At 68.1% G+C, this 24,336-nt stretch carries 26 protein-coding genes, 1 tRNA gene and 1 pseudogene; 23 read left to right on the top strand and 5 right to left on the bottom strand.

Translation table 11 applies throughout. The features are described 5' to 3' along the window. The first annotated feature begins 20 nt into the window (after window positions 1-20). The gene (locus QME70_05985; protein ID MDI6894141.1) at window positions 21-317 is read left to right on the top strand and encodes a YfhL family 4Fe-4S dicluster ferredoxin; all 297 of its coding nucleotides are present in this window, start codon (window positions 21-23) and stop codon (window positions 315-317) included. 2 nt (window positions 318-319) lie between these two features. Here the strand turns inward: QME70_05985 and QME70_05980 are convergent, their stop codons facing one another. Continuing rightward, window positions 320-727: a hypothetical protein gene (locus QME70_05980; GenBank protein MDI6894140.1), complete on the bottom strand. Its 408-nt coding sequence runs from the start codon at window positions 725-727 to the stop codon at window positions 320-322. Between the two features lie 126 nt (window positions 728-853). Here QME70_05980 and QME70_05975 point away from each other — a divergent pair, with 126 nt between their 5' ends. Next, a complete protein-coding gene (locus QME70_05975) occupies window positions 854-1,591 on the top strand; it encodes a M23 family metallopeptidase (protein MDI6894139.1) in 738 nt (245 codons plus the stop codon). A 12-nt stretch (window positions 1,592-1,603) separates the two neighbouring features. After that, on the top strand, window positions 1,604-2,470 hold the full coding sequence (locus QME70_05970; GenBank protein MDI6894138.1) for a hypothetical protein: 867 nt from the start codon (window positions 1,604-1,606) through the stop codon (window positions 2,468-2,470). Window positions 2,471-2,534: 64 nt separating this feature from the next. Here the strand turns inward: QME70_05970 and QME70_05965 are convergent, their stop codons facing one another. Genes QME70_05965 through QME70_05950 form a run of 4 tightly spaced genes read right to left on the bottom strand, consistent with a single transcriptional unit; the run spans window position 2,535 to window position 7,331 of the window. After that, window positions 2,535-2,870 carry a YerC/YecD family TrpR-related protein gene (locus QME70_05965; GenBank protein ID MDI6894137.1) on the bottom strand — a complete coding sequence of 112 codons (336 nt, stop codon included), beginning with the start codon at window positions 2,868-2,870 and terminating at the stop codon, window positions 2,535-2,537. A gap of 38 nt (window positions 2,871-2,908) precedes the next feature. After that, window positions 2,909-4,666, bottom strand: coding sequence for an Rne/Rng family ribonuclease (locus tag QME70_05960; protein ID MDI6894136.1), 1,758 nt, complete (start codon window positions 4,664-4,666; stop codon window positions 2,909-2,911). Window positions 4,667-4,671: 5 nt separating this feature from the next. After that, complete coding sequence (locus QME70_05955; protein ID MDI6894135.1) at window positions 4,672-5,487, bottom strand: TIGR03936 family radical SAM-associated protein; 816 nt, start codon at window positions 5,485-5,487, stop codon at window positions 4,672-4,674. Continuing rightward, window positions 5,484-7,331, bottom strand: a complete 1,848-nt coding sequence (locus QME70_05950) for a TIGR03960 family B12-binding radical SAM protein (protein ID MDI6894134.1) — start codon at window positions 7,329-7,331, stop codon at window positions 5,484-5,486. Before QME70_05950 ends, QME70_05955 begins: the two co-directional genes overlap by 4 nt. 236 nt (window positions 7,332-7,567) lie before the next feature. Between QME70_05950 and QME70_05945 the strand changes: the two genes are divergently transcribed. From QME70_05945 to leuS, 20 genes and pseudogenes are all read left to right on the top strand, one after another. After that, a complete protein-coding gene (locus QME70_05945; GenBank protein MDI6894133.1) occupies window positions 7,568-8,596 on the top strand; it encodes an ATP phosphoribosyltransferase regulatory subunit in 1,029 nt (342 codons plus the stop codon). A 5-nt stretch (window positions 8,597-8,601) separates the two neighbouring features. Next, window positions 8,602-9,300: an ATP phosphoribosyltransferase gene (gene hisG, locus QME70_05940; protein MDI6894132.1), complete on the top strand. Its 699-nt coding sequence runs from the start codon at window positions 8,602-8,604 to the stop codon at window positions 9,298-9,300. Window positions 9,301-9,364: 64 nt separating this feature from the next. Continuing rightward, on the top strand, window positions 9,365-10,519 hold the full coding sequence (locus tag QME70_05935) for a histidinol-phosphate transaminase (protein MDI6894131.1): 1,155 nt from the start codon (window positions 9,365-9,367) through the stop codon (window positions 10,517-10,519). After that, the gene (gene hisH / locus QME70_05930; GenBank protein ID MDI6894130.1) at window positions 10,503-11,156 is read left to right on the top strand and encodes an imidazole glycerol phosphate synthase subunit HisH; all 654 of its coding nucleotides are present in this window, start codon (window positions 10,503-10,505) and stop codon (window positions 11,154-11,156) included. The genes QME70_05935 and hisH overlap by 17 nt, the downstream gene beginning before the upstream one ends. Continuing rightward, the gene (locus QME70_05925; protein MDI6894129.1) at window positions 11,150-11,932 is read left to right on the top strand and encodes a HisA/HisF-related TIM barrel protein; all 783 of its coding nucleotides are present in this window, start codon (window positions 11,150-11,152) and stop codon (window positions 11,930-11,932) included. The genes hisH and QME70_05925 overlap by 7 nt, the downstream gene beginning before the upstream one ends. 129 nt (window positions 11,933-12,061) lie before the next feature. Next, window positions 12,062-12,832: an imidazole glycerol phosphate synthase subunit HisF gene (gene hisF / locus QME70_05920; protein ID MDI6894128.1), complete on the top strand. Its 771-nt coding sequence runs from the start codon at window positions 12,062-12,064 to the stop codon at window positions 12,830-12,832. Between the two features lie 74 nt (window positions 12,833-12,906). Further along, window positions 12,907-13,617 (top strand): bifunctional phosphoribosyl-AMP cyclohydrolase/phosphoribosyl-ATP diphosphatase HisIE, encoded by a 711-nt coding sequence (hisIE, locus tag QME70_05915; GenBank protein ID MDI6894127.1) that lies wholly within the window; start codon window positions 12,907-12,909, stop codon window positions 13,615-13,617. A gap of 70 nt (window positions 13,618-13,687) precedes the next feature. Further along, window positions 13,688-13,990, top strand: coding sequence for a 50S ribosomal protein L21 (rplU, locus tag QME70_05910; GenBank protein MDI6894126.1), 303 nt, complete (start codon window positions 13,688-13,690; stop codon window positions 13,988-13,990). Between the two features lie 85 nt (window positions 13,991-14,075). Beyond that, a complete protein-coding gene (locus QME70_05905; GenBank protein ID MDI6894125.1) occupies window positions 14,076-14,405 on the top strand; it encodes a ribosomal-processing cysteine protease Prp in 330 nt (109 codons plus the stop codon). A 15-nt stretch (window positions 14,406-14,420) separates the two neighbouring features. Continuing rightward, a complete protein-coding gene (rpmA, locus tag QME70_05900) occupies window positions 14,421-14,714 on the top strand; it encodes a 50S ribosomal protein L27 (protein ID MDI6894124.1) in 294 nt (97 codons plus the stop codon). Further along, window positions 14,711-15,706, top strand: a pseudogene (gene obgE, locus QME70_05895) (GTPase ObgE). The gene rpmA and the pseudogene obgE overlap by 4 nt, the downstream one beginning before the upstream one ends. Before the next feature lie 70 nt (window positions 15,707-15,776). Then, window positions 15,777-16,484: a nicotinate-nucleotide adenylyltransferase gene (nadD, locus tag QME70_05890; GenBank protein ID MDI6894123.1), complete on the top strand. Its 708-nt coding sequence runs from the start codon at window positions 15,777-15,779 to the stop codon at window positions 16,482-16,484. Further along, window positions 16,477-16,734, top strand: coding sequence for an RNA-binding protein (locus tag QME70_05885; protein ID MDI6894122.1), 258 nt, complete (start codon window positions 16,477-16,479; stop codon window positions 16,732-16,734). The genes nadD and QME70_05885 overlap by 8 nt, the downstream gene beginning before the upstream one ends. A 136-nt stretch (window positions 16,735-16,870) precedes the next feature. Then, window positions 16,871-17,512, top strand: coding sequence for a bis(5'-nucleosyl)-tetraphosphatase (symmetrical) YqeK (yqeK, locus tag QME70_05880; protein MDI6894121.1), 642 nt, complete (start codon window positions 16,871-16,873; stop codon window positions 17,510-17,512). Then, complete coding sequence (locus QME70_05875) at window positions 17,448-18,749, top strand: LCP family protein (GenBank protein ID MDI6894120.1); 1,302 nt, start codon at window positions 17,448-17,450, stop codon at window positions 18,747-18,749. The genes yqeK and QME70_05875 overlap by 65 nt, the downstream gene beginning before the upstream one ends. Continuing rightward, window positions 18,739-19,125 (top strand): ribosome silencing factor, encoded by a 387-nt coding sequence (gene rsfS / locus QME70_05870; GenBank protein ID MDI6894119.1) that lies wholly within the window; start codon window positions 18,739-18,741, stop codon window positions 19,123-19,125. The genes QME70_05875 and rsfS overlap by 11 nt, the downstream gene beginning before the upstream one ends. A gap of 11 nt (window positions 19,126-19,136) precedes the next feature. After that, window positions 19,137-20,465 carry a TrkH family potassium uptake protein gene (locus QME70_05865; protein MDI6894118.1) on the top strand — a complete coding sequence of 443 codons (1,329 nt, stop codon included), beginning with the start codon at window positions 19,137-19,139 and terminating at the stop codon, window positions 20,463-20,465. A gap of 118 nt (window positions 20,466-20,583) precedes the next feature. Next, window positions 20,584-21,261, top strand: coding sequence for a TrkA family potassium uptake protein (locus QME70_05860; GenBank protein ID MDI6894117.1), 678 nt, complete (start codon window positions 20,584-20,586; stop codon window positions 21,259-21,261). Window positions 21,262-21,479: 218 nt separating this feature from the next. Further along, window positions 21,480-21,555: transfer RNA gene (locus tag QME70_05855), tRNA-Ala, on the top strand. Window positions 21,556-21,682: 127 nt separating this feature from the next. Next, window positions 21,683-24,292 carry a leucine--tRNA ligase gene (leuS, locus tag QME70_05850; protein MDI6894116.1) on the top strand — a complete coding sequence of 870 codons (2,610 nt, stop codon included), beginning with the start codon at window positions 21,683-21,685 and terminating at the stop codon, window positions 24,290-24,292. Window positions 24,293-24,336: the final 44 nt, after the last annotated feature.

Below are 24,336 nucleotides of genomic sequence, written 5' to 3'. Positions count from 1 at the left end.
GCGGGCAAGGAGGAGAGAGAATGGCACTGAAGATCACGAGCGACTGTGTCAGCTGCGGGGCGTGCGAGCCGGTCTGCCCGAACTCGGCCATCAGCCCGGGGGACGATGTGTACCTGATCGACCCCGATAAGTGCACCGAGTGCTACGGGTGGCACGCCGAGCAGCAGTGCGCCTCGGTGTGTCCCACTGACGCCTGCCTGGAAGACCCCGACCACCGGGAAACCAAAGAGGAGTTGCTGGCCAAGTTCCAGCGCCTGAACCCCGGCAAGGAGCCGGAGAACGGCGACAAGTGGCAGCCGCTGGGGCGTTCGGCGTAAGGTTATCCGGGTTGATCGGAAATCGTGGCAGGAGGCCCGGCCCGCGGCCGGGCCTCGTCGTCGGCGGGGTCGCCTGCACTACGGGTGCCTTCATGCTCAGCCGGTGAACCGGGTGCGGTGTCGCGGGCCTCTCCCTCCAGGAGGGCGAGCAGGCGGGGAGCGAGTTCCAGCAGCCGGTCGACGGTTGCGGAGGCACCCAGAGGGAGGACGGTGCAATGGCCCGGGCGGATGACGATGACGGCGCACGGGCTGGAACGCAGGCTCATGACCATGTTCGGGCCCCGGCTTCCCGCCAGGCAGCTCACCGACGAGGCACAGATGACGGTGTGCTCTCCCACCTGCAGGGGCGGAGAGAACGTCGCCTCCGGGGCATGTTCCCGCGCCAGTTCGGCCAGCATCCTGCTGAGCACCTCGGGATCCACCCCATCCCCCCACCATATTTTGCCTCACCAGGGCCGGATTAGGCACGGCCCGGGAAGGTACATAGTGCCAGTTGCCTGCCAATATACATGGGACAGGGAGGGAGGTGCCCCCGCATGCTGAAGGCCTGGCGTCGGCGCTGGAGGAGGATTCGGCAGAGGTGGAGCCCGCCCCGGGAGTGGTTTTCCCCTCCCCAGGTGGAGCGCGCGCGGCCGGCAGGTTGGATCAGGCAAACCGCCATATCTCTGGCCGTGTTCGCCCTGCTGGTGGCGGCATACCAGCTGCCACTGGGGGAGTCGGCTTACCTGCGCCGGGCCGTGGCCTACGTGGCGGACGCGGACTATGACCCCGTCGCCTGGTACCGGTCGGGGCAGGTGCGTGAGGTGATGGCCCGCTACTTCAGTGTGGAGACCTGGAGGTCCATCCTGGGGGGCAAGAAACCACCTCCCGAGCAGCAGTCCCCGTTTGCCTGGCCGGTACAGGGCCAGCTTACCTCCGGATTCGGGTGGAGGAAGGACCCCGTCACCGGCAAGGACCAGTTCCACGAGGGCCTGGACATCGCCGCCCCCGCGGGTACCCCGGTGCTGGCAGCCGGGGCCGGCATGGTGAAAGCGGTACGCACCAGCCCCGCCTACGGGAAGGTGGTGGAAATCGACCACGGGGGTGGCCTCAGCACGGTATACGCCCATCTGTCTGAGGTGCTGGTGAAGGAGAAACAGAAGGTGGCGGCGGGTGAGGAGGTGGGCAAGGCGGGTCAGACGGGCAACGCCCGCAGCCCCCACCTGCATTTCGAGTTGCGGCTTGAGGGCAAGCCGGTCGATCCCCTGACATATCTCCCCGGCACCTCGCGCTAGGGGGCAAGGTTTTTGCGCCTGCACGTTCAGGGGGTGGCGGTAGAAATCCACCCCCTTTTTGTTCTCGCCGTAATTCTCCTCTGGACGGGCCGGGGAGCCATCGACACCCTGGTCTTTCTGCTCGGCGTTGCCTTCCATGAACTGGGCCACCTGGTCATGCTCGCCGGCCGGGGCCTGGGGCCGGCCCGCATTGAGCTGTTGCCCTTCGGGAGCGTCATTACGCCCCTGGTCCCCGCCCTGGAGCCGGGGGAGGAATTCATGGTCGCCGCGGCCGGTCCCCTCCACAGTCTCGTCCTGGTGGCAGCCGCCTGGCTGGTGGCGCCCCACCTGTCCAACCCCGATCTGGCCTCCTGGTTCCTGGAGGTCAACGCCATAATGGGAGTGTTCAACCTGATGCCTCTCCTGCCCCTGGACGGAGGGCGGATGCTGCGGGCCCGGTGGGCTCTGTCCCTGGGGTGGCGGCGCGCCACCTGGCGGCTCATCCACCTGGGCAGGTGGGGGAGCGTGGCTCTGGCGACCATCGCTTCCGCGGCCATGCTGGAAGGGCAGTTCCTGGTCCCCGTGCTGGCGCTGGCCTGGGTGTTGTGGTCGGCGGCGGGGCGGGAGGAGGAGTGGGGCATGTACCGTTTCCTGCAGCTACTCGAGGAAAAGCACCGCCGCCTGCGCTGGCAGGGCTTCATGCCTTCCGCAGGCCTGGTGGCTACCGCCGAGACCAGGCTGCTGGACGCGGTGCGCCAGTTCCTTCCCCACCGCTACCACGTGGTGCTGGTGCTGGAACGAGGGCAGCCCCTGGGTTGGGTCACTGAAGAGCAGGTCTGGCACGGTCTGAAGGCCCGCCCTTCAGCCACTCTGAAGGACATCCTGGACGGGAACGTCTGACCACCCGCGACCCCCGGTCACAGGCGCGCAGGAGTTGCAGCGAACGCTGCAGGACCCGGTGCCGTCAGGATGGGGCGATGGGCGTGTCGATGGGAGTGGCCATGCCTTCGGCCTCCAGGCGAGAGAGCACCAGGCGGTAACCGTCCGCACCATAGCGCAGGAACCGGTTGATGCGGGCGATGGTGGCGGAGCTCATCCCCGTGAGTCTCTCGACCTGCTCGTAGGTGGCGCCTTTGTGCAGGAGGGCCGCCACCTGAAAACGCTGGGCCAGGGCGTGCAACTCTCCCACCGTGCACAGGTCCTCGAAAAAACGGTAGCACTCTTCCCGGGTGTGCAGGCGGAGGACTCCCTCAAACAGGAAGTCCAGGGCGGTGTCCTTCAGGCGGCTTTGGTATTCCATCGCGAACGTCCCCCCGCAGATCCGCTCTGTACTGCCTATCAGGGTGCGGGCTCAGGGACCCTGTGCACGTCGGCCTCTGCCACGGGAGCATCCAGCATGCGGGCGCGAGCAAAGGTGCGGAAAGCTTTGGTGATCTCCACCCGCACCCGCTCCCCCACCCGGGTGCCTGCCCCCTCCACGTCGATGACGTAGCCCTCGATGCGGGCAATGCCGTCCCACGGGTTGGTGACATGGGGCTCCTCGATCTGGACCGCGAGGATTTCTCCCTCATGCACGGGACAGGCCTTGGCCTCCACCTCCTGCCGCGTGCCCACCGCCTTGAGGTTCATAGCCTCCAGGTGAAGCTCTGCCGAACCCCGCACGAAAACCGACTTGCCCGTGGCACGCTCGAGCTCGCGCAGGTTGGAACCCCCGGGGCCGATCAGGAGGGACGCCACCCGGGGGTTGGCCTCCACCAGGATGGCCTCAGCCTGGGTGGTACGCAGGATGCGTCTGATCTCGCGCCGGATGCGGGCGGCCACGGTCTCCTCGCTCAGGACGCGCCCGGTCCCCTCACAGTACGGGCAGGGTCGTTGCAGTTGAGCTTCCAGCCCGGGCCGCACCTTCTTGCGGGTCATCTCCACCAGGCCCAGCTGGGTGAACCCCAGCACCGTGGTGCGGGTGCGGTCCCTGCGCAGGGCTTCCTCCAGCGCGGCCAGGACCTTCTGGCGGTGAGAGGCCTTTTCCATATCGATGAAGTCGATGACGATGATCCCGCCGATGTCCCGCAGCCTGAGCTGCCTGGCTATCTCTACCGCCGCCTCCAGATTCGTGCGCAAGACCGTATCTTCCAGGGAACTGGTTTCCCCCACGTACTTGCCCGTGTTCACGTCGATGATGCAAAAGGCTTCCGTCTGATCGATGATCAGGTATCCCCCGGAAGGCAGCCAGACCTTGCGCCGCAGGGCCATCTCTATTTCCCGGTCCAGGTCGTACGCCTCGAAGGCGGACCCGGCGTTACGCCGGTGGAAGTGCACGCGGGGTTTCAGTTCGGGCGAATAGGCATCCAGCAAATCAAGGGTGCGCTCGTACTGTTCCCGGTCGTCCACGACGAGCCGATCCACGTCTTCGGTGAACTGGTCCCGTACCAGCCGGAACACCAGCCCCAGGTCGCGGTGCAACAGGGCGGGAGGCTCGGCCGTCCGGGCCCGTTCCCGGATGCGGTCCCAGATCCGCACCAGGAAGTCGCGATCCCTCACCAGGTCTTTCTCTTCCTGGCCGTCCGCCACCGTACGCACGATGATGCCGGCCCCGGCGGGCTTGATGGTGCGGGCGATGCGGCGCAGGCGCTCCCGTTCGGCGGCATCGTCGATGCGGCGCGAGACGCCCACGTAGTCAAGGTTAGGCATGAGCACCAGGCACCGTCCCGGGAGGGTGATGTGGGTGGTCACCCGCGCCCCCTTTGTACCGAGGGGCTCCTTGACCACCTGCACCACGATGGACTGGCCCTCGTGCAGCAGCTCCGTGATGCCGGGACGGCGGCGGGGACGCCGGACCCGGCGGCGTCCAGCTCCCTCTTCGGCGTCGATGACGGCGTCGGCGTCGTCTACATACAGGAAGGCGTTTCGCTCCAGGCCGATGTTGACGAAGGCGGCCTGCATACCGGGAAGAACGTTCTCCACCCGGCCCAGGTAGATGTTGCCTGCCGCCCGGTGGACCAGGGGCCGTTCCACGTATAGCTCCACGACCTTGCCATCCTCCAGGACAGCCGCTCTGGTCTCGTCCGCGTCGGAGGAAACCACTATTTGTTTGGACAAGCAAATCACTCCTCAAAATTCAGCTTACGGTTCCGGTGGTAATCTCTCCAGGCCTCCTCACCCAAACGAGCCGGATCAACGAGGGCGCCGTCCCGGCGCGCGTAAAGCTGCAGGAGGTGCACCCGGAGGTGCCCCAATTCCCATCCTCCGGTCTCCGCCAGCAGGCGGGCGAACTCGGCTGCCCGCAGGGAGGTGGCACCTGCTGCCAGGACCGCCTCAACCTGCGCCGCCTGCTCGCGCGCCCTCTCGTCACAGCCACCCCGGAGCCGGGCCGCCAGGATGAGAGGGCGTGCGTCCAGCGTACGGACTTTGCCCCCTCTTTCCCGGACCAGGGGGAGATGGGTCTGCAGGAGCAGGCGGGAAAGGGCCTCTTCTACCGTTGGTACTCCCGGGGGGCCCGCCAGGGGAGCCCGCCCTTCCCCGGGCGGGCCGGAGTCGACCTGTGGCTCCACCAGCTCCAGTTCTAACAGCCATCTGGCGGCTGTCACCTGCGACTGCAGGGGGGGCGTGCCCACGGGGATCTCCTGAACCTGTTTCACCCTGATTCCGGGCGGGAGAGCCCGGTTGAGTTGCCGGGCCGCGTCCATGGCGTCCACGCTGTGCTCCAGCTCCACGTCGGCGTACTCGGCCTCGCTGGACGCTCCCAGGGGCAGGGCCAGGGCCAGAGAGAAACGGGGATGCGGGTGGAAGCCCTGGGTGAGGGACACCGGGATCCCGGCCCGCACGAAGGCATGGGCCAGGGTACGCATGAAATCCAGGTGGGATATGAAGCGGGCATCCCCGGACTTCTCCAGCCGCAGGCGCAGCACCTGCCTGGTCACGCCCGTGTCTCCCCCTCCAGAGCAACCCCGACCCCGAGCTCCGGGCACACTCCACAACCGGGACAGGTATCCCACCGGCAGTCGGGAGTAGTCTCCCCCCGGCGGGCCCTTTCCCTTTCTTCCCAGAGGAACTCCCTGTCCACGCCCGCATCCAGGTGATCCCAAGGGAAAACCTCATCCCGATCCCGCAGCCGATGCGCGTAGAACCCGGGATCCAGTCCTTCCGACCGGAAGGCCTCCTGCCAGCGCCCGAAGTCCCAGAACTCCGTCCACGAGTCAAACCGGCAACCCGACTGCCACGCCTCTTGCAGCACCCGGCCCAGGCGCCTGTCCCCCCGCGAGAACACGGCTTCTATCAGACTCATGTGGGGATCGTGCCAGGACAGATTGACCCCCGGGATACGCAGGCGGCGACGCAGGCTGCGGAATTTCTCTTCCAACACCTGTACGCTGTCCTGGGTCTCCCACTGAAAAGGAGTATGCGCCTTGGGGACAAAAGGTGAAACGCTGACGCTGAGTCGCAACCGCTGCCCCCTTTCGCGCCGGCGGGAAATGGCCTCCACCAGGCCGGCAATCCCTTCCAGGTCCTCTTCGTCCTCCGTGGGCAATCCTACCATAAAATAGAGCTTCAGACTATCCCAGCCCGCTTCCACCGCTGCATCGACGGCCGCCATGATTTCCCCGTCCGTCAGGTTCTTGTTGATGACGTCCCGCAGGCGTTGGGTGCCCGCTTCCGGGGCGAAGGTCAGACCCGCCCGGTGCACGCGGGCGGCCTGCCGGGCCACGTCCACGGAGAAGGAGTCCATGCGCAGGGAAGGCAGGGATACCCCGATCCCCAGGGGACCGAAGCGCTCGCTCAGTTCCCGCACCACGCCAGCGATGGCGGAGTAATCGGCCGAGGCCAGCGAAGCCAGGGAAATCTGGTCGTAACCGGTGGCACGCACCATCTGTCCGGCCAGGCTCACTACGGCCTGGGCCGGCCTTTCGCGCACGGGGCGGTATATCATGCCCGCGTGGCAGAAGCGACAGCCCCGACTGCAGCCCCGGAACACCTCCACCATGATGCGGTCGTGGATGACGTCCAGGTACGGGACCGGGGGCGTCACGGGATAGGCGACCGCATCCAGCGAGGATAGCACCCGCTTCTTCACCCGGGGCGGTGCCCCTTCGCGGGCCGTGACCGCACCTACCCGGCCGTCGGGGAGGTACCGGAGGTCATAAAAGGAGGGGACGTACACTCCAGGGATGTGTACCGCCCGGTGCAGGAACTCCTCCCTGCCCCCCGGCTTCCCCGCCCTCTTCCAGTCCCGGTAGAGATCGAGGATCTCCCCCAGGACCTCCTCGCCCTCCCCCAGCACCATGAAGTCGAAGAAGCCGGCCAGTGCCTCGGCGTTGAAGGCGCACGGCCCCCCCGCGATCACCAGGGGACCACGGTCGCTCCGCTCCCCCGGCCGCAGGGGTATGCCGGCCAGGTCCAGCATGTTGAGGACGTTGGTGTAGTTGAGCTCGTACTGGAGGGAGAACCCCAGGAAGTCGAACTCCCTCACCGGTCGCCAGCTCTCCAGGGCGAACAGGGGGATACCCTTCTCCCGCATGCGGCCTTCCATGTCCACCCAGGGGGCGTAGACCCGCTCGCCGGCGGTGTCTTCCCGCTCGTTGAGCAGGTGATAGAGGATTTTGGAGCCCAGGTGGGACATGCCCACCTCGTAAGCATCGGGAAAGGCCAGAGCGAAAAGGATTTCCACCCGGTCGTGGTCTTTGTGGACGGCGCCCCACTCCGTGCCCAGGTAACGGGCAGGCTTCTCAACGGATTCCAGCAACCGCTCTCGCTCGCGAGCCCTCACGGCCGGTTCCACCATGGACTCTGACTCTCACCCTGCTTCCTGTGCTCCGCGTTACATTATACCGTTTCCCCCGGCAAAGGCATACCGCGCGGGCATGCCGCATGCCCGCGCGCGTCTCTTGTAAGGTAGCCTCCTCCGGGGCCTCTTCGGGGCTTGACAGGAGGCGAGGAATGTCGTACATTACTGCCATGGTTTAACGTGATAAAGAGATAAAGCGGAGGAGAGGACGGAGGACTGTGGCGGGTGGAAACGGAGCGGCAGGCATTCTCCTCGGAGAGGGCGGGCTGGACGCCTGGCTGGACAGGGTGGCGTGCCTGCGTGCTGCCGAAAGTGCTCTGCGGGAAGTGTTCCTGGAGCGGGGTTACCGCGAGGTCAGTGTCCCTGCGGTGGAGGAAGTGGAAGCTGGCCTCCTGCCCCCCGGGCCGGGATCTGCTCCTGCGCCCGGCGGGGACACCGCCTACCGTTTCCTTGATCATGAGGGCAGAGTGTGGGCCTTGCGGACCGACGTGACGCCGGGCCTGGCCGGGCTGCTGTGGCAGCGCGACCCCGACGGGCCACGCCCGCGGCGGGTCTTCTATGTGGCAGAGGTGTACAGGCGCCTGCCCGGACAGCGCGGCCCGGTGGCCCTGGTACAGGCGGGTGCCGAGGCGGTGGGAGTGCGGGGAGCGCATGAAGATGCCGCCGTCCTGTCCCTGGCAACGGCCGCCCTGTGTGCCCTCGGTCTGGAGGAGTTCCAGCTGGCAGTGGGGCACGTGGGGTTCCTGAGGGACTTCCTGGACAGGGCCGGCCTGTGCGAAGAGGGACGCGACCGGATCCTGGCAGCCCTGCAGGCCCGGGACTACGTGAGGCTGCGTAGCCTGGCGGCGTCCCGGTTGCCCGCCCGCGAGGCCGATGCCCTGGCGCGGGTCCTGACCTGGAGGGGCACTCCCGACGACCTGCTGGGGGAGGTGCTGCCTTCTCTGGGAGACCTGGCAGGCGCCGGTGCGCGCGGGGAGGACTTGCGCCTACTGCTGGAGGCCTGCCCCCGGGAAGGAAACGTGCTGGTGGACCTGGGCCTGGTGCGGGACAGGGCCTATTACACGGGCATGGTATTCGAGATCTCCCTCCCCGGCCTGGCCCAGCCCGTTGGGGGAGGGGGCCGATACGACGGGACGTTGAGCCCGGAGCCCGCAGCCGGGTTTGCCTTTGACCTGGGAGCCATGATGGCGGCGGGGCCCCTGGCCGGTGCCCTGCGGGATCGAGTGCGGGTTTCCGCCATTCACTGAGGGTGATGGAGACGTTGACAGACGATGGGGCACTCACCGTCGCCCTGTTGAAGGGACGCGTGTTTCCCGAGGCCCGGGATCTGCTGGAACGGGCCGGGCTCGAGGGAGTAGGCCTGCTCTGCGACAGCAGGCGCCTGGTGTGGACCACGGAGGGAGGATGGCGGTATCTCCTGGTCCGTCCCCACGACGTGGTGACCTGCGTGCGGGAGGGGGTCGCCGATGTGGGGCTGGTGGGGAAGGACGTACTCCTGGAGGACAGCGCCGGGGTGTACGAGGTCCTGGACCTCGGCATCGGGGCCTGCCGTCTCAGTGTGGCCGGGCCGTCCCCCGGCGCATGCGGGTGGCCGGAGATGCTGACCGCGCTGGGAAACGAGCTGCGGGTTGCCACCCGTTACCCGCGGGCCACGCGCGAGTATTTCGCCCGGCGGGGCTATTCCCCATACGTGATCCAGCTCAGCGGTGCGGTGGAACTGGCTCCCCAGGTGGGGCTGGCCGATGTGATCGTTGACCTGGTGGCCACGGGTCGCACTCTGCAGGATAACCACCTGGTGGAGTACGAAGTGATCGGGGAGATCACCGCCCGCCTGGTGGTCAACATCGTGAGCTTCCGGTGGAAGGCAGCAGCCGTACAGGCCCTGTGCGACCGGCTGGCGCGGGTTTGCTCCGGACGAAAGGAAGTGCACCATGTCCTCCCTGCGCCCTGAGCCGGGCCTCCCAGGCCGGCGCCCCGAGCAGGCTGCCACCTCCCCGTGTCCTGAAGGGGGTCGGGTGCGCGCTCAGCGTGAGGGGGCCCTGTCGCCGCCCGGAGACCTGTGGCTGGACGCCAACGAGAACCCCTATTCCTGGCCGGAACGCGTGCTGGCGCTGGCCTGGGAGTCCTTCCTGTCCCGGGGCCCAGAGCGATATCCCCGCGACAGGGTGCGGCTGTGTCGGGCCCTGGGTGCGTACGCTGGGGTTCCCGAGGAGTGGGTCCTGCCGGGCAACGGCTCGGATGAGCTGATCATCGCCCTGCTCTCGTCGCTGGGACGGCGGGTGCGGCGGGTGCTGTTGCCCTGGCCTTCCTTCGCCTTCTACCGCCAGGTGGGCGAGGCGCTGGGTGCCCCGGTCTCACTGCTGCCCCTGGGCCCTGATTTCTCCCTGCCCCGCCACGAGTTGCTGAGAACTCTGGGGCGGGAGGGCGAGACCCTGGTGGTGCTGTGCCGTCCTAACAACCCCACCGGGAACCTTTTCCCGCGCGACCTGATTCCGGCGGCCCTGGATGCGGGCGCCTGGGTGGCCGTGGACGAAGCTTACCACGAGTTCTGCGGGGAAACGGTGACTGATCTGGTCGGTTGCTACCCCCGGCTGGTGGTGCTGCGCACCATGTCCAAGGCCTTCGCGCTGGCGGGGCTGCGGGTGGGATATGCCCTGGCCCACCCCGACACCCTCGCCCTTCTCCGGGCGGTGATGCAGCCTTACAGCGTAGATGCTTTTTCCCAGGCGGCGGCACTGGTCGCGCTCGAGCATGCCTCCCTGAGCGCGAGGTGGGTGCGGGCCATCTGTGCGGCTCGGGAGCGACTGCGCCTGGACCTGGGGGGGACGGCTGGGGTGCGGCCCTGGCCGAGCCGGGCCAACTTCCTGCTGGTAGAAGTGCTTCCCGAGGCCGGGCACCTGGCAGGCGAGGTGGTGGTGGCGCTGGCCGCTGGCGGCGTGCGGGTGCGTTACTGGGCGGCTGAGCCCCGGTTGCGCGATTTCTTCCGGGTGAGCGTGGGGCTGCCCGGGGAGAATTGCGCTTTCGTGGCCGAGTTGCGGCGGGTCCTCGCCCGCGAGCAGGCGGGGTCTGGGGAAGAGAATCCGTCAGCCGCCCGGGAAGAGCAACCGCTGACAGGCGGCGGAGGGCAGTGTTGGCGTGCGGGGAGGGAGAATCGTGAACCCGTCGCCTGACGGGCCGGCAGGCACTGTTGGCATCCTCGACCTGGGGCTGGGCAACCTGGCCAGCGTGGCCCGGGCCCTGCAGGCGGTGGGGCTGTCGGTACGGGTGAGTGCTGACCCGGCCGAGCTGGACGACCTGGCCGGGCTGATCGTCCCCGGAGTGGGAGCGTTTGCAGCGGCATTGGCCCGTCTGCAGGCGGGCGGGGGCGCCGTGCTGGTACGGGAGTTTCTGGCCCGGGGCCGCCCGGTTCTGGGCATCTGCCTGGGCATGCAGGTCATGTGCGCCTGGGGGGAGGAGGGGGGCGGTGCCCCGGGCCTGGGCCTGGTGGCTGCCCGCGTGCGGCGCCTGCCTCCCGGCCGTCCCGTGCCCCATGTGGGGTGGAATCAGGTGCACTGGAGCGACCCGCTTCAGCTCTTCTGCGACCTCCAGCCGGGGACGTGGTTCTACTTCTCGCACGCCTACTACGTGGATGCCCCTCCGTCTCTGCAGAACGGGGACTCAGCCCGGACGGCGATGGCCGAATACGGAGTGCCCGTGCTCGCCGCCCTGGAGATCCCTCCCCTTTACGGCGTGCAGTTTCACCCCGAGAAGTCCGGGGCGGCGGGGCTGAGAGTACTGGCCGCCTTCGGAGGACGGTGCGTATGCTGACCGGATGCGCATGCGGCGCGACGGACATGATGATCGTACCCGCCCTGGACCTGCAGGACGGGAAGGTGGTGCGCCTGTACCGGGGGTCCCTCGGCCGGTCGACCGTTTACGGGTCGGACGCCGTGGCGGAGGCGCGGCGGTGGGTGGCGGCAGGAGCCCGGCGCCTGCACCTGGTGGATCTGGACGGGGCCGCCCGCGGGCGTCCGGTCCAGCTCGACCTGGTGGCCGAGGTGGTGCGGTCGGTGGGCGTCCCCGTGCAGGTGGGGGGTGGTCTCCGGAACGAAGAGGATGTGGCCCTGGCGCTCCGGGCAGGGGCGCGCTGGGCCATCCTGGGATCGGCCGCGGTGGGGGATGCGGGGCTGGTGTACAGGTGCATTGCCCGCTGGCCGGGCCGGATCATGGTCAGCCTGGATCTCCGTGGGGGCCGGGTGGCGACGGATGCCTGGCGGAAGACGGTGGCCCTGGATGTCGTGGCCCTGGCCCGGACCTGGGGCGCGCTCGGCCTGCGGGACCTGATCGTTACCGACACGGAGCGCGACGGCACTCTGGCCGGAGTCGACCCGGCCCTGTGGGAGCCCTTCCTGGGTGGCCCCTGGCGGCTGTGGGTGGCGGGGGGAGTGGCCGGAGAGGAGGACCTGCGGCGCCTGGCCCCTCTCGGGCCGCGAGGAATGGCGGGGGTGATCGTGGGGCGAGCCCTGTACACGGGCCGCATCCATCTCAGCCCGCCCTGGACAGGGGTGGGGTCGGTCCCCCCTGCTGGCGAGCCCCGTGTTTGAGGTGAGCGCGGGAGCGTTACGCTCCTCGGGGCGTGCGAGCTGAGGGGGGGAGCGTTACGGCGCTGGCGCGGCGTTCGGCTGAGGGGGAGCGTGCTGCCACGGCGTTCGGCTGAGGGGGAGAGTGGGACAGTGCTGGCGCGGCGGATAATCCCCTGCCTGGACGTGGACGGGGGACGAGTAGTCAAGGGAATCCGGTTCGGAGACCTGCGCGATGCCGGAGACCCCGTGCGGCTGGCGGAGAGGTATGCCGGGGAGGGCGCGGACGAGCTGGTGTTCCTGGACATCTCGGCATCCTTTGAGGGCCGGCGCACCGTGCTCGATGTGGTGGAGAACACGGCCAGCCGGGTGTTCATCCCCCTCACCGTGGGTGGCGGCATCCGCACCCTGGAGGACATGCGGGCTGCGCTCTGCCGCGGCGCGGACCGGGTGGCGGTGAACAGTGCTGCCGTGCGAGATCCGAGCCTGCTGGCCCGGGCTGCCGATCACCTGGGCAGCCAGTGCATAGTGCTGGCCGTCGACGCCCGCCGCACCGGGCCGGGGAGATGGGAGGTGTTCACCCACGGCGGACGCCGGCCCACCGGGCTGGACGCGGTGGCGTGGGCGCGTCGAGGGGTGGAGCTGGGGGCGGGAGAGATCCTCCTCACCAGCATGGACCGGGACGGCACCTGCTCCGGGTTCGACCTGGAGCTGACCCGGGCGGTGGCGGAGGCGGTCCCCGTGCCGGTCATCGCCTCGGGGGGAGCGGGCAGCGCCGAGCACTTCCGGCAGGCGCTCACCGGGGGCCGCGCCTCCGCAGCCCTGGCCGCTTCTCTGTTCCACTACCGTGTCCTCACCGTGCCCGCCGTGAAGGAATACCTGGCTCGTCGCGGCGTCCCCGTGCGGCCGGCGGGTGCGGCATGACAAAGGAGGGAGTCGCTCACGACGGCCTGCGGCTGCCACCGCCGATGTAAACTCATTGTCAACGGAGGGATGGCATGGATACCCTGGAGCCCGTTGCAATGTCCGGGTTGCAGTTCGGTACCGACGGGCTGGTACCGGTGATAGCCCAGGATGCGTCTACCGGTGAAGTACTCATGCTCGCCTCCGCAAACCGGGAGGCCCTCGCCCGTACGTTGTCGGAGGGGAGGGCCTGGTACTTCAGCCGTTCACGGGGGAAGCTGTGGTGCAAGGGGGAGACCTCGGGGAACACCCAGCAGGTGGTGGAGGTCCGTTGCGACTGCGACGGTGATGCCGTCCTCTACCGGGTGCGGCCCCGCGGGCCCGCCTGTCATACGGGCCGGCGCTCCTGCTTTCACCGCTCCCTCTTCCCTGCCGGTCGCGGCGGGCGAGCAGACCATGAGCGGCCTGACTGCGCCATGGGCGAACCCCCACCGGAGGCGGCCGGAGGGACCGCCGGCCGGGCGGGCCCGGAAATCCTGACTGAGCTGACTGAACTCCTGTACCGGCGCTACCGCGAGCGTCCGGCCGGATCGTATACCGCTGCCCTGTTTTCGGCGGGCAGCGAGCGCATTGCCCAGAAGGTGGGAGAGGAAGCGGTGGAGGTGGTGGTGGCGGCGGCTCGGGGCGCCCGCGGACAAGTGGTGGCGGAGGCCGCCGACCTGGTCTTCCACCTGCTCGTGCTCCTGATCGATGCCGGCATCGACCCGGTCGAGGTCTGCGGCGAACTCAGCCGGCGCCGCTCCTGATGGTCCTGAGGGCGCTTTTTTTGACAGGTCGGTGGGAGCATGCTACAATAGCCAGCCGGGGGTTATGCCAGTGTACGCCATAGTGCAGACGGGGGGAAAGCAGTACCGGGCCGAAGAGGGTCAGGTACTGGTGGTGGAAAAGCTGGCTGCTGAACCGGGTGAGCAGGTCGAGCTGCCCGTGGTGGCGCTGGTCGATGACGGCAGGGTGGTCACCGGCCCGGCGGCGCGAGTGGTCGCCCGCGTGCTGGATCACTTCAAGGGCCGCAAGATCGTTGTGTTCAAGTACCGCGCCAAGGTCAATTACCGCCGCAAGACCGGCCACCGGCAGCAGCACACCCGGTTGCAGGTAGAAAGCATCCAGCCCGCATCGTGAGGTTGGGATCGCAGCGGGGAATCCGGGCGAAGGCGCCGGCCGCAGTTTTGCGCGGGGTATCGGCGACAGTGCCGGTGGGCAGGCCGTGATCGAGGTGGAGGTGCGGCGCCGGGCAGACAGGGTGACGGGATTCGGCGTACGGGGGCACGCCGGGCTGGCGCCGCGGGGAAAAGACATCGTGTGTGCTGCTGTCTCCGCCCTCACCCAGGCAGCCGTGGCCGGTCTGGAAGACCATCTGGGCCTGCATCCGCGGGTCCACATGGAAAGGGGCTGGCTGGAATGCCAGCTGGCGCCGGGCGACGAGAATGACCCGCGCGGGCAGGCCATCCTGGCCACCATGGTGCTGGGGTTGCAGGGGGTGGCGCAGCGCCACCCCGGACGGGTCCGGGTCTCGTATGTGGACGAAAGGGAATGACAGGAGGTGAACACCATGCGTGTCTTCGATATCCAGCTGTTCGCCCACAAGAAGGGCATGGGCAGCTCGCGCAACGGTCGGGATTCCCGCTCCAAGAGGCTGGGGGTCAAGGCTTCCGACGGCCAGCGGGTTACCGCGGGGAGCATCATCGTACGCCAGCGGGGTACCCGGGTGGTGCCGGGGGTGAACGTGGGCGTCGGTCGCGACGACACCCTGTTCGCGCTGGCGGACGGGGTGGTCCGGTTCCAGTCCCGCGGTGATCGCAAGGTGGTGGGGGTGTTCGGGCCCGAGGCCACCCTCCAGGCCTGATTCCCGTGCCGGACGGGGTCTTCGTAGACGAAGCGCGCATCTATGTGGAAGGTGGGGCCGGGGGCAACGGGTGCGTTGCCTTCCGGCGCGAGAAGTATGTGCCCAGGGGGGGCCCCGCGGGCGGTGATGGCGGGCGCGGTGGTGATGTGCGCCTGACTGCCGACCCGGGGCTTTCCACTTTGCTGGACTTTCACTACCGCCGGCACTTCCGGGCCGGACGGGGCCGGCACGGATCGGGCGGCAACCGCACGGGAGCCGATGGCGAAGGCATCACCATCCCGGTACCCGTGGGCACCGTGGTCCGCGACGACACCACCGGAGAGGTGCTGGGCGACCTGGCGGAGGCAGGGCAGATGCTGGTCGTGGCCCGGGGCGGCCGGGGGGGGTGGGGTAACGCGCGCTTCGCCTCGCCCCGCAACCGGGCTCCGCGCCGGGCGGACCCGGGCCAACCCGGGGCGTCGCGCTGGTTGCGGCTGGAGTTGAAGCTGCTGGCCGACGCGGGTCTGGTGGGCATGCCCAACGCGGGCAAGTCCAGCATCCTGGCGCGGGTTTCGGCTGCCCGGCCCCGGGTAGCCGATTACCCCTTCACCACCCTGGAGCCGTGCCTGGGGGTGGTGGCAGCCCCGGGCGGCGGCAGCTTCGTGCTGGCCGACATCCCCGGATTGATCGAGGGAGCTCATGCGGGAAAGGGCCTGGGACACCGGTTCCTGCGCCACATCGAGCGCACCCGGGTGCTGGTGCACGTGCTGGACCTGGGGGCTCCCCCGGAGCGGGATCTGTACCGGGATTTCACCACCATCAATCGGGAGCTGGAGCAGTATCACCCCGACCTGGTGCGGCGCCCGCAGGTGCTGGTGGCCAACAAGGTGGATCTGCCCGGGGCCCGGGAACGGCTGCGGGAACTGGGGGAGCGTCTGGGTGAGGGAGGGCCGGTATACGGGGTCTCGGCCCTGACCGGGGAGGGAATCCCGGAGATGATCGCCGAGCTGGCAAGGCGTCTTGCCGGGGCCGGGCAGCCGTGATATAATGCCGGTTAGAATACGGTTCCGGTAGGTCGATCGAGTGAGTGAACCCGTTACGGATAATATCGGTATCATGGGTGGGACGTTCGACCCCATCCACCTGGGGCACCTGGTGACTGCGGAGACAGCTCGCCAGGCTTTTCATTTGCGTAAGGTTATCTTCGTCCCGGCGGGCCGGCCTCCCCACAAGGAAGGGCAGCCCATCACCGAGGCGGAACACCGGTACATGATGACCGTGCTCGCTACCGTCTCCAACCCCGATTTCTGCGTGGACCGGGTCGAGATCGACCAGCCCGGGCCTTCCTACAGCGTGGACACGGTGGCCCTTTTCGGGGAGCGGTACCCGGACAGCAACCTGTACTTCATAACCGGTGCCGACGCCGTGCTGGAGATCTGCTCCTGGCGGAACTGCCACCGGCTGCTGTCCATGTGCAGGGTGGTGGCCGCCACCAGGCCGGGCTACGACCTGGCGGGCTTGAGCAGGCTGGCCGACATGGTGGGGGAGGAGCTCTTCTGCCGCATCGTTCCCCTCGGGGTGCCCGCTCTGGCCATATCCTCCAGCGACCTGCGCCGGCAGGTCACCCAGGGGAGGTCCATCAGGTACCTGGTCCCGCGCGCTGTGGAAGAATACATCCAGAAGCACGGGTTGTACCGCAGGCCCCGAGAGCGCCGGGCGGCGGCTGGTTGGGGCATGGTTCACATAGACGGGCCCATCTTGTCAGGAAAGGCAGGTGAAGAGGATGCCTAAGACCCTGTACGTGGGAAATCTGCCGTGGGGCACCACGGAGGATGAACTCGCCCGCGCGTTCTCGGCGTACGTGGAAGTCCGCGGTTGCCGCATCATTACGGATCGTGAGACCGGACGTTCCCGTGGTTTCGGGTTCGTAGAGGTGGACGAGGAAGACGTGGAGAAGGCCGTGCAGGCCATGAACGGCGCCATGTTTGGTGGCCGGGAGATCGTGGTCAACGAGGCCAGGCCGCGGCAGAACAAGTACTAGACCCGGTTCATCCCGCAAAGCGAATGCCTCTCTTGCCAGGCCCCAAGAGAGGCTTCGTTTTGCGGGAAGGAACCTGAACCGGCGCCCGTGCGTCAGGAGGAGGGGGGAAGGGGGAACGGAGCAGCTGGAGGAGGTCATGGCGAGACGCCTTCCCGCCTCCAGATGGGCGCACAGCCTGGGAACCGCCCGGGTCAGCCGGGCGCTGGCTCCCCGGCTGGGGGTGGATCCGGCCAAGGCCTGGGTCGCGGGGCTGGTGCACGACATCGCCCGTGATCTGCCCGCGGTAGAGCTGTTGTCCCTGGCCGGGCGTTTTGGTATACTCGTTGACACGGTGGAGCGGGAGGCGCCTGAGCTCCTGCACGGGCCGGTGGGGGCGGAACTGGCGCGGCTGGAGCTGGGGGTCGAGGACCCGGAAATCCTGGATGCCGTGGCGCGGCACACGGTGGGCGGGGCGGGAATGCGCCCCCTTTCGCTTCTCCTCTACCTGGCCGATTTCATTGAGCCAAACCGGCATTTCCCTGGGGTGGAGCAGGTACGGGAAATGGCGGCCAGGGACCCGGAGCTGGCGGCGCTGTGGACAATGGAGAAGACCCTCACCTACCTGTTCCGGGAAGGCCTGCCCGCCCACCCCAGCACGCTGGAGGGTCGCAATTCCCTGCTATCAAGACTGGTGAAGGAGGGTCGGTGGCGTCCCTGGGAAGGCGGGGCTCAGGATGCCCGGTGCCATTATGATCGATGCCAGGCCGGCGGAAACGAGACTGGGCAGGAGGAGCAATAGAGCCCGTCGGCGTCCGTGGTTGTGGGTGCTGCTTGCCGTGGGCCTCTTGCTGGCGGGCTGGGCGGGGTGGCTGGCTTATGTCACCTGGACAGGCCTGCAACGGGGGCTGGGAGCGGGGGGGAACGAAGTAGAACCGCCTCTGGTGGAGCCGGGCTCCCGCGTCAACGTGCTGGTGCTGGGCCTGGATTCCCAGCTGGATGCGAGCGGCAGGCCCATCACCGACTGGCGGCACTCCCACGGCCGTGCCGATACCATAATGCTGGTGAGCTTTGACCTGGGGCGCCAGGAGGCGGGTGTCCTCTCCCTGCCCCGGGATTCCCGCGTGCAGATTCCGGGCAGAGAGGGATACGACAAGCTCAATGCCGCCCATGCTTACGGGGGCCCCGGGCTGGCCATACGCGCGGTGGAGGAGCTTACCGGGGTGCCGGTCCACTACTACGTGCGTACGAGCTTCGACGGCGTTGCCCGCCTGGTGGATCTGCTGGGTGGGGTGGAGTTCGACGTGCCCCGGAACATGGACTACGAGGACCCCTACCAGAACCTCTATATCCATCTGAAAGGCGGCCGGCAGGTGCTGGACGGAAAGGCAGCCGTCGAGCTCCTGCGCTTCCGGCAGTATCCGGACGGGGACATCGATCGCATCAGGGTGCAGCAGGCCTTTGTGATGGCGGCCCTCCACAAGGCCCTCTCGGTGGTGACTCTGGCCCGCTTGCCCTTTCTGGTCGATGACGCCCTGGCCTGTGTGGATACCAACGTGCCGGCGCGCAAGGTTCTGGCCCTGGCGCGCCTGGGACTGTCCCTGTCCACTGACAGGATGCGGGTGGGAACCGCTCCCGGAGCGCCCCGGGACATCGGGGGATTGAGCTACTGGGTCCTGGACCGGGAAGGGCTGGCGCGCACCATCGGGCAGGTACTGTATGGCGTCGAGCAGGCCGTCCCCATTGAGGTGCTGAATGGTACGGGGAGGCCGGGCCTGGCCGCCCTGGCCGCCGAGGTCCTGCGCAAGCAGGGGTTCTCGGTGGTGCACGTGGGAAACGCCGACCGCGAGTATCCCCGGACGGTGATCCGGGTGGGCGAGGCCGGCGAACAGGAGGCCGGCGCGGTGGCGGCGGCTCTTTCCGGTATGGTGAGCCGTCCTGCTGTGGAGAAGGCTCCCAACCACGCCGACGGCCATGGGCCCGCGCGCTTGACCGTAATCCTGGGGGCCGATGTGGTTGTACGGGGGAGTGAGCCCTGAGTTGGAAGCTCTGGAACTCGCCATGCTGGCGGCCCGGGCCGCCGAGGGCAGGAAGGCCAGGGACGTCATGGTCATGGAGATGCGGGACCTCACCACGTTGACCGACTACTTCGTGCTGGCCAGCGGCCGCACCCCCATCCAGGTACGGGCCATGTCCGACCAGGTGGAGGATGAGGCCGCCCGCCGTGGGGTCCGGCTGCTTCACCGGGAAGGTTACGATCGGGGCCGGTGGGTGCTGCTTGATTACGGGGACGTGGTGGTGCACCTGTTCTGCGAGGAAGAGCGCAAGTTCTATGCCCTGGAAAGACTGTGGGGTGACGCCCCTGTGGTGTACGCGGCTGGCAGCCCCGTCCTGGCGGTAGAGAGCGGGGAATAGTGGTGCGCCCTTTGCGGGTGATCCAGGATAGTCCGGCCCGGGTTCTGGTGCTGGGCTTCGCCGCCGTGATCGCGCTGGGCACCATTCTCCTGCTCATCCCGGCCGCCACCGCGCCGGGGCGGCGTACGGACGTCCTCACCGCCCTTTTCACCGCCACTTCCGCCACCTGCGTGACGGGGCTGGTGGTGGTGGACACCGCCACCCACTGGTCCTGGTTGGGCCACCTGGTGATCGCCCTGCTCATCCAGGTGGGTGGTCTGGGCATAATGACCATGTCGACCTTCTTCGCCCTTCTCATCGGCAAGCGCATCACGCTGCGGGAGAGGCTGGTGGTGCAGGAGGCCCTGGGGCAACTCACCCTGGCCGGCATCGTCCGCCTGGTCCGGCTGGTGCTGCTGGCGACCGCCATGTGCGAGGGACTGGGCATGCTCCTTCTTTTCCTGCAGTGGGTGGGCCGGTATCCCGCCCCCCGCGCCCTGGCCCTGGCCGCCTTCCACAGCGTTTCTGCCTTCAACAACGCCGGGTTCGACCTCTTCTCTGTGAGCCTGCAGCCCTTCGTGGAAGATGCCGGCGTGGTGCTGGTGGTGGCGGGCCTGATCGTCCTGGGCGGCCTGGGATTCGTTGTCCTGGCGGAGATGTGGAGCTTCCGGCGCGGGCAGTGGCGGCCCTCCCTCCACACCTACCTCGTGCTCAGGGTCACCGGCCTGCTGATTGCGTTCGCGATGTTGTTTATCCTGCTGGTGGAGTGGAGCAACCCCCTCACATTGGGCCCCCTTTCCCTCAAGGGGAAACTGCTGGCTGCCCTGTTTCAGTCCGTCACCCCGCGCACGGCCGGATTCAGCGTGGTACCGGTGGGAGGATTGCGGGTTGCCACGCTGGTCCTCACCATCGTTCTCATGTTCGTCGGGGCTTCGCCGGGAGGAACGGGCGGGGGTATCAAGACCACCACGTTCGCCTCCCAGGTGCTGGCGGTGTGGGCCACCGTGCGGGGATATCCGGAGATAACGGTGCACGAGCGCAGGCTGCCGGGGGAGGTGGTGCAGAGGGCCCTGGCCATCACCTTCATCTCCCTCACTCTGGTGATGGGGGTGAGCATGGCCCTCAGCCTCACCGAAGGGGGCGAATACCTCCCCCTGCTCTTTGAGACCACCTCCGCCTTCGGTACGGTGGGACTGTCCGCGGGTGTGACCCCGGGCCTTTCTCCGGCCGGCCGCCTGCTCATCGTGTTCACCATGTTCGCGGGGCGGGTGGGGCCTCTCACCCTGGCCATAGCCCTGGCCAAACGCGGCCGGCCCCCGGCGCCCCTGCACTTCCTGGAGGAAAAGGTGGCCGTCGGTTGAATATCTGCCGGGTGGGCGCCATGGAATTAGCCGGGCGGAAGCAAGACCGGGGGCGGGCGGAAATCCTGCCCGCCGGGCGAGAGACAACCGGGGGCGGGGAGCGGGCAGGGATGGACAGATGAGAGAATTCGCCGTGCTGGGGTTGGGACGCTTCGGGACTGCGGTGGCCAAGGCCCTGTTTGAACAGGGGCACTTCGTCCTGGGCGTGGACAACGATGAGGGAAAGGTGGCCGCCATCAGCCAGTGCTGCTCGCGGGCGGTGCGGGCCGACGTGACCGACGAGGAGGCCCTGCGGGCCCTGGCGGTCTGGGAGTATGACGCCGTGGTGGTGGCCATGGGCAACCTGCAGGCCAGCCTGCTCACCACCATCCTCCTCAAGGAGTTGGGCACCAGGTACGTCATCGCCAAGGCCGCCTCGGACATTCACGGCAAGGTGCTGCGCAAGCTGGGGGCCGACCGGGTGGTATTCCCCGAGCGGGATATGGGGATCAGGGTAGCCCGCAACCTCACCGCCTTCAGGGTGGTGGATCACCTGGAGGTTTCGCCCGAGTTCAGCCTGGTGGAGCTTACCGCGGGCAAAGAGATGGCGGGCAGGACGCTGCGGCAGCTGAACCTGCGGGCCCGCTACGGGGTCAACGTGCTCATGATCAAGAAGGGCCAGGAAGCCACCTACCTGCCCCTGGCCGACGAGGTGGTGAACGAAGGGGACGTCCTGGTGGTGGCGGGTCGCAACGAGGCCCTGGCCCGCTTCGAGAAGGTGCTGGAGGAAGCGGCGCGCACCGGCCATTTGCCTTGACGTCCGCCGGCTCCGCTCATATAATAGGCTGTGAACTGCAAAGGATAAACGGCGGTGATGGGGAGCAGTAGGCTGCCGCTGCCCGTCCAGAGAGCCGGTGGGTGGTGCAAACCGGTCGCGCAGCGCGCCAAACTCGCCCCGGAGTCGATGCAGCGAAAGAGTGTTCCGGTAGCTGCAGCCGGGACGAAGCCCGTTACAGCGGCGAGCGGATAAAGCGTGGGGCCGTAGCTCAGCTGGGAGAGCGCATGAATGGCATTCATGAGGTCGTGGGTTCGACTCCCATCGGCTCCACCATCAGGTTTTGTTGCTTTATCAAGCGGGGTGGTACCGCGGGAATGCTCCCGTCCCCATAGGGACGGGGCTTTTTCATAGGTACAGGCAGTGTCCGGTGCCGCCCGAGCGGGGAGGTGTTCCCTTGAGCATGAACTACGAACCGGACCGTCGCGAGCTTTACTGGTTGGACCGCTGGCAGGAGTGGGACCTCTACCGCACGGAACAGGATCCCTCGCGGCCCAAGTACTACTGCCTGGAGATGTTCCCGTACCCTTCGGGCGACTTCCACATGGGTCACTCGCGCAACTACACCATCGGGGACGTGCTGGCCCGCTTCTACCGCATGAACGGGTACAACGTCCTCCACCCCATGGGGTACGATGCCTTCGGCCTTCCTGCCGAGAATGCCGCCATCGTGCGCGGCATGCACCCGGCCGACTGGACATGGGGGAACATCGATAAGCTGCGTTACTGGTTCCGCCGCATGGGTTACTCGTATGACTGGGAGCGGGAGATATCCACCTGCCACCCCGATTACTACCGGTGGACGCAGTGGATGTTCCTGTTCCTGCACCACCGCGGCCTCACCTACCGGGCTCGCGCCCCAGTGAACTGGTGCCCGCAGTGCGCCACCGTGCTGGCCAACGAGCAGGTGGTGCAGGGCGGGTGCTGGCGGTGTGGCACTCCGGTGGTCAGGAAGGAGCTGGAGCAGTGGTTCTTCCGCATCACCGCCTACGCCGACCGCCTGCTCGACGACCTGGAGCTGCTGGACGGGTGGCCCGAGCGGGTGAAGGTGATGCAGGCCAACTGGATCGGGCGTTCCGCGGGGGCCGAGATCCGCTTCCGGGTCGAGGAGCTGGGCGAGGACATCACCGTTTTCACCACCCGGCAGGACACCCTCTTCGGTGCCACCTTCATGGTGCTGGCCCCGGAGCATCCTCTGGTCAGGCGGCTGGCGGCGGGCAGGCCGCAGGAGGCCCGGGTGCTGGAGTTCGTCGAGCGGGCCGCTGCCCGCCAGCGGCAGGGAGAAGAGGAGGAGGGTGCGGCCGCCCGTCCCAAGGAGGGTATCTTCCTCGATTCGTACTGCCGCAACCCCGCTACCGGCGAGCCCATCCCCATCTGGGTGGCTGACTACGTGCTCATGGAGTATGGTACCGGCGCGGTGATGGGGGTTCCCGCCCACGACCAGCGCGACTTGGAGTTTGCCCGGCAGCACGGGCTACCTGTACGCGTGGTGATCCAGCCCCCCGGGAGCAACCTGGACGGCGACACCATGGACAGCGCCTACGATGGGCCGGGGGTGATGGTGAACTCCGGTCCCTTCGATGGAACCCCCCACGAAGAGGGCAAGGCCCGCATCACTGCCTGGGGCGAGGAGCAGGGGTGGGCGCAGCCGGCGGTACAGTACCGCCTGCGAGACTGGCTGGTCTCCCGCCAGCGGTACTGGGGTGCTCCCATCCCCGTCGTTTACTGCGATGAGTGTGGCATCGTGCCTGTCCCCGAGCAGGACCTGCCCGTGCTGCTCCCCGAGATGGTGGATTTCTCCCCCAGGGGCATGTCGCCGCTGGCAGCCGCCCGGGAATTCGTGGAAACCACCTGTCCCAGCTGCGGCGGTCCTGCCCGGCGGGAGACCGATACCATGGACACCTTCGTGTGTTCCTCCTGGTACTACATGCGCTATGTCTCCCCCCGCTACACGGCCGGGCCATTCCAGAAGGAGGCGGCGTTCTACTGGCTGCCCGTTGACCAGTACACGGGCGGCATAGAGCACGCCGTCCTCCATCTCCTGTACTCGCGCTTCTTGACCAAGGCGCTCTACGATGGCGGGCTGGTACCGGAACCCGAGCCTTTCCGGCGCCTGCTCACCCAGGGCATGGTGCTCAAGGATGGATCAGCCATGTCCAAGTCGCGGGGCAACGTGGTGGAGCCCGGGCCCATCGTGGAGAAGTACGGTGCCGACACCGCCCGGGTGTTCGTGCTCTTCGCCGCGCCCCCCGAGAAGGAGATCGACTGGTCCGACCGGGGCGTGGAGGGAGCCTACCGCTTCCTCACGCGGGTGTGGCGCCTGGGCGAGGTTCGTCCCGGTCTCTTCCGCCAGGTGTCCGGCCTGCCCGGCCCGGAGCAGGCGCTGCCCGGGGGGCGCGACCCGGCGCTGCCGCCGGCAGGGGGCACGGGGGACGCCGATGCCGCCGGTGAGCGGCCCAACGCCGGAGATGGAGCGGCCCGGCCCGATGCCGGCGGCGTGGCCGCCCTGGAAGTGAGACGGCTGGTGCATCGCACCATCAAGAAGGTCACCGAGGACGTACGCGACCGCTACATGCTCAACACTGCCCTGGCCGCCCTCATGGAGATGGTCAACGGCCTCTACGCGTACGCGGGCGAGGACCGTACCGGAGGCGACCGCCACGTGGTGGCGGAAGCCCTGCACGCCCTGGTGCGCCTGCTGGCACCCTTCGCCCCCTTCCTGACGGAAGAGATGTGGCATCACCTGGGCGGAGAAGGTAGCGTCCACCGGCAGCCCTGGCCCCGGTACGATCCCGCCCTGGTGGCGGTGGAAGAGGTGACGGTGGTGGTGCAGGTGGACGGGCGCGTCCGTCATCGCTTTCAGGCCCGTGCCGACGCCGCGCCGGAGGAACTGGAAGCGCAGGCCCTGGCCGCTCCCCGGGTGCGGCAGTTCCTGAACGGTCGCGAGGTGTCCCGCGTGGTTATCGTCCCCGGCAGGCTGGTGAGCATCGCCACCCGCCCTGCTGCCTCCTGAGCCGAAGGGGAGGGCCTGAGCGGGAGGAGGAATCGGCCGGCACC

Source organism: Bacillota bacterium, from assembly GCA_030019365.1.
Classification (GTDB): domain Bacteria; phylum Bacillota; class Sulfobacillia; order JACIYH01; family JACIYH01; genus JACIYH01.
This window is presented reverse-complemented; position numbering and strand designations above follow the sequence as displayed.

Bases quoted from the DNA above. Each gene is read 5' to 3' on its own strand.
- QME70_05985 (MDI6894141.1), top strand. From the start codon at position 21: ATGGCACTGAAGATCACGAGCGACTGTGTCAGCTGCGGGGCGTGCGAG.
- QME70_05975 (MDI6894139.1), top strand. From the start codon at position 854: ATGCTGAAGGCCTGGCGTCGGCGCTGGAGGAGGATTCGGCAGAGGTGG.
- QME70_05965 (MDI6894137.1), bottom strand. From the start codon at position 2,870: ATGGAATACCAAAGCCGCCTGAAGGACACCGCCCTGGACTTCCTGTTT.
- hisG (MDI6894132.1), top strand. From the start codon at position 8,602: ATGGAGACGTTGACAGACGATGGGGCACTCACCGTCGCCCTGTTGAAG.
- QME70_05925 (MDI6894129.1), top strand. From the start codon at position 11,150: ATGCTGACCGGATGCGCATGCGGCGCGACGGACATGATGATCGTACCC.
- hisIE (MDI6894127.1), top strand. From the start codon at position 12,907: ATGGATACCCTGGAGCCCGTTGCAATGTCCGGGTTGCAGTTCGGTACC.
- rpmA (MDI6894124.1), top strand. From the start codon at position 14,421: ATGCGTGTCTTCGATATCCAGCTGTTCGCCCACAAGAAGGGCATGGGC.
- QME70_05885 (MDI6894122.1), top strand. From the start codon at position 16,477: ATGCCTAAGACCCTGTACGTGGGAAATCTGCCGTGGGGCACCACGGAG.
- yqeK (MDI6894121.1), top strand. From the start codon at position 16,871: ATGGCGAGACGCCTTCCCGCCTCCAGATGGGCGCACAGCCTGGGAACC.
- QME70_05875 (MDI6894120.1), top strand. From the start codon at position 17,448: ATGCCCGGTGCCATTATGATCGATGCCAGGCCGGCGGAAACGAGACTG.
- QME70_05860 (MDI6894117.1), top strand. From the start codon at position 20,584: ATGAGAGAATTCGCCGTGCTGGGGTTGGGACGCTTCGGGACTGCGGTG.
- leuS (MDI6894116.1), top strand. From the start codon at position 21,683: ATGAACTACGAACCGGACCGTCGCGAGCTTTACTGGTTGGACCGCTGG.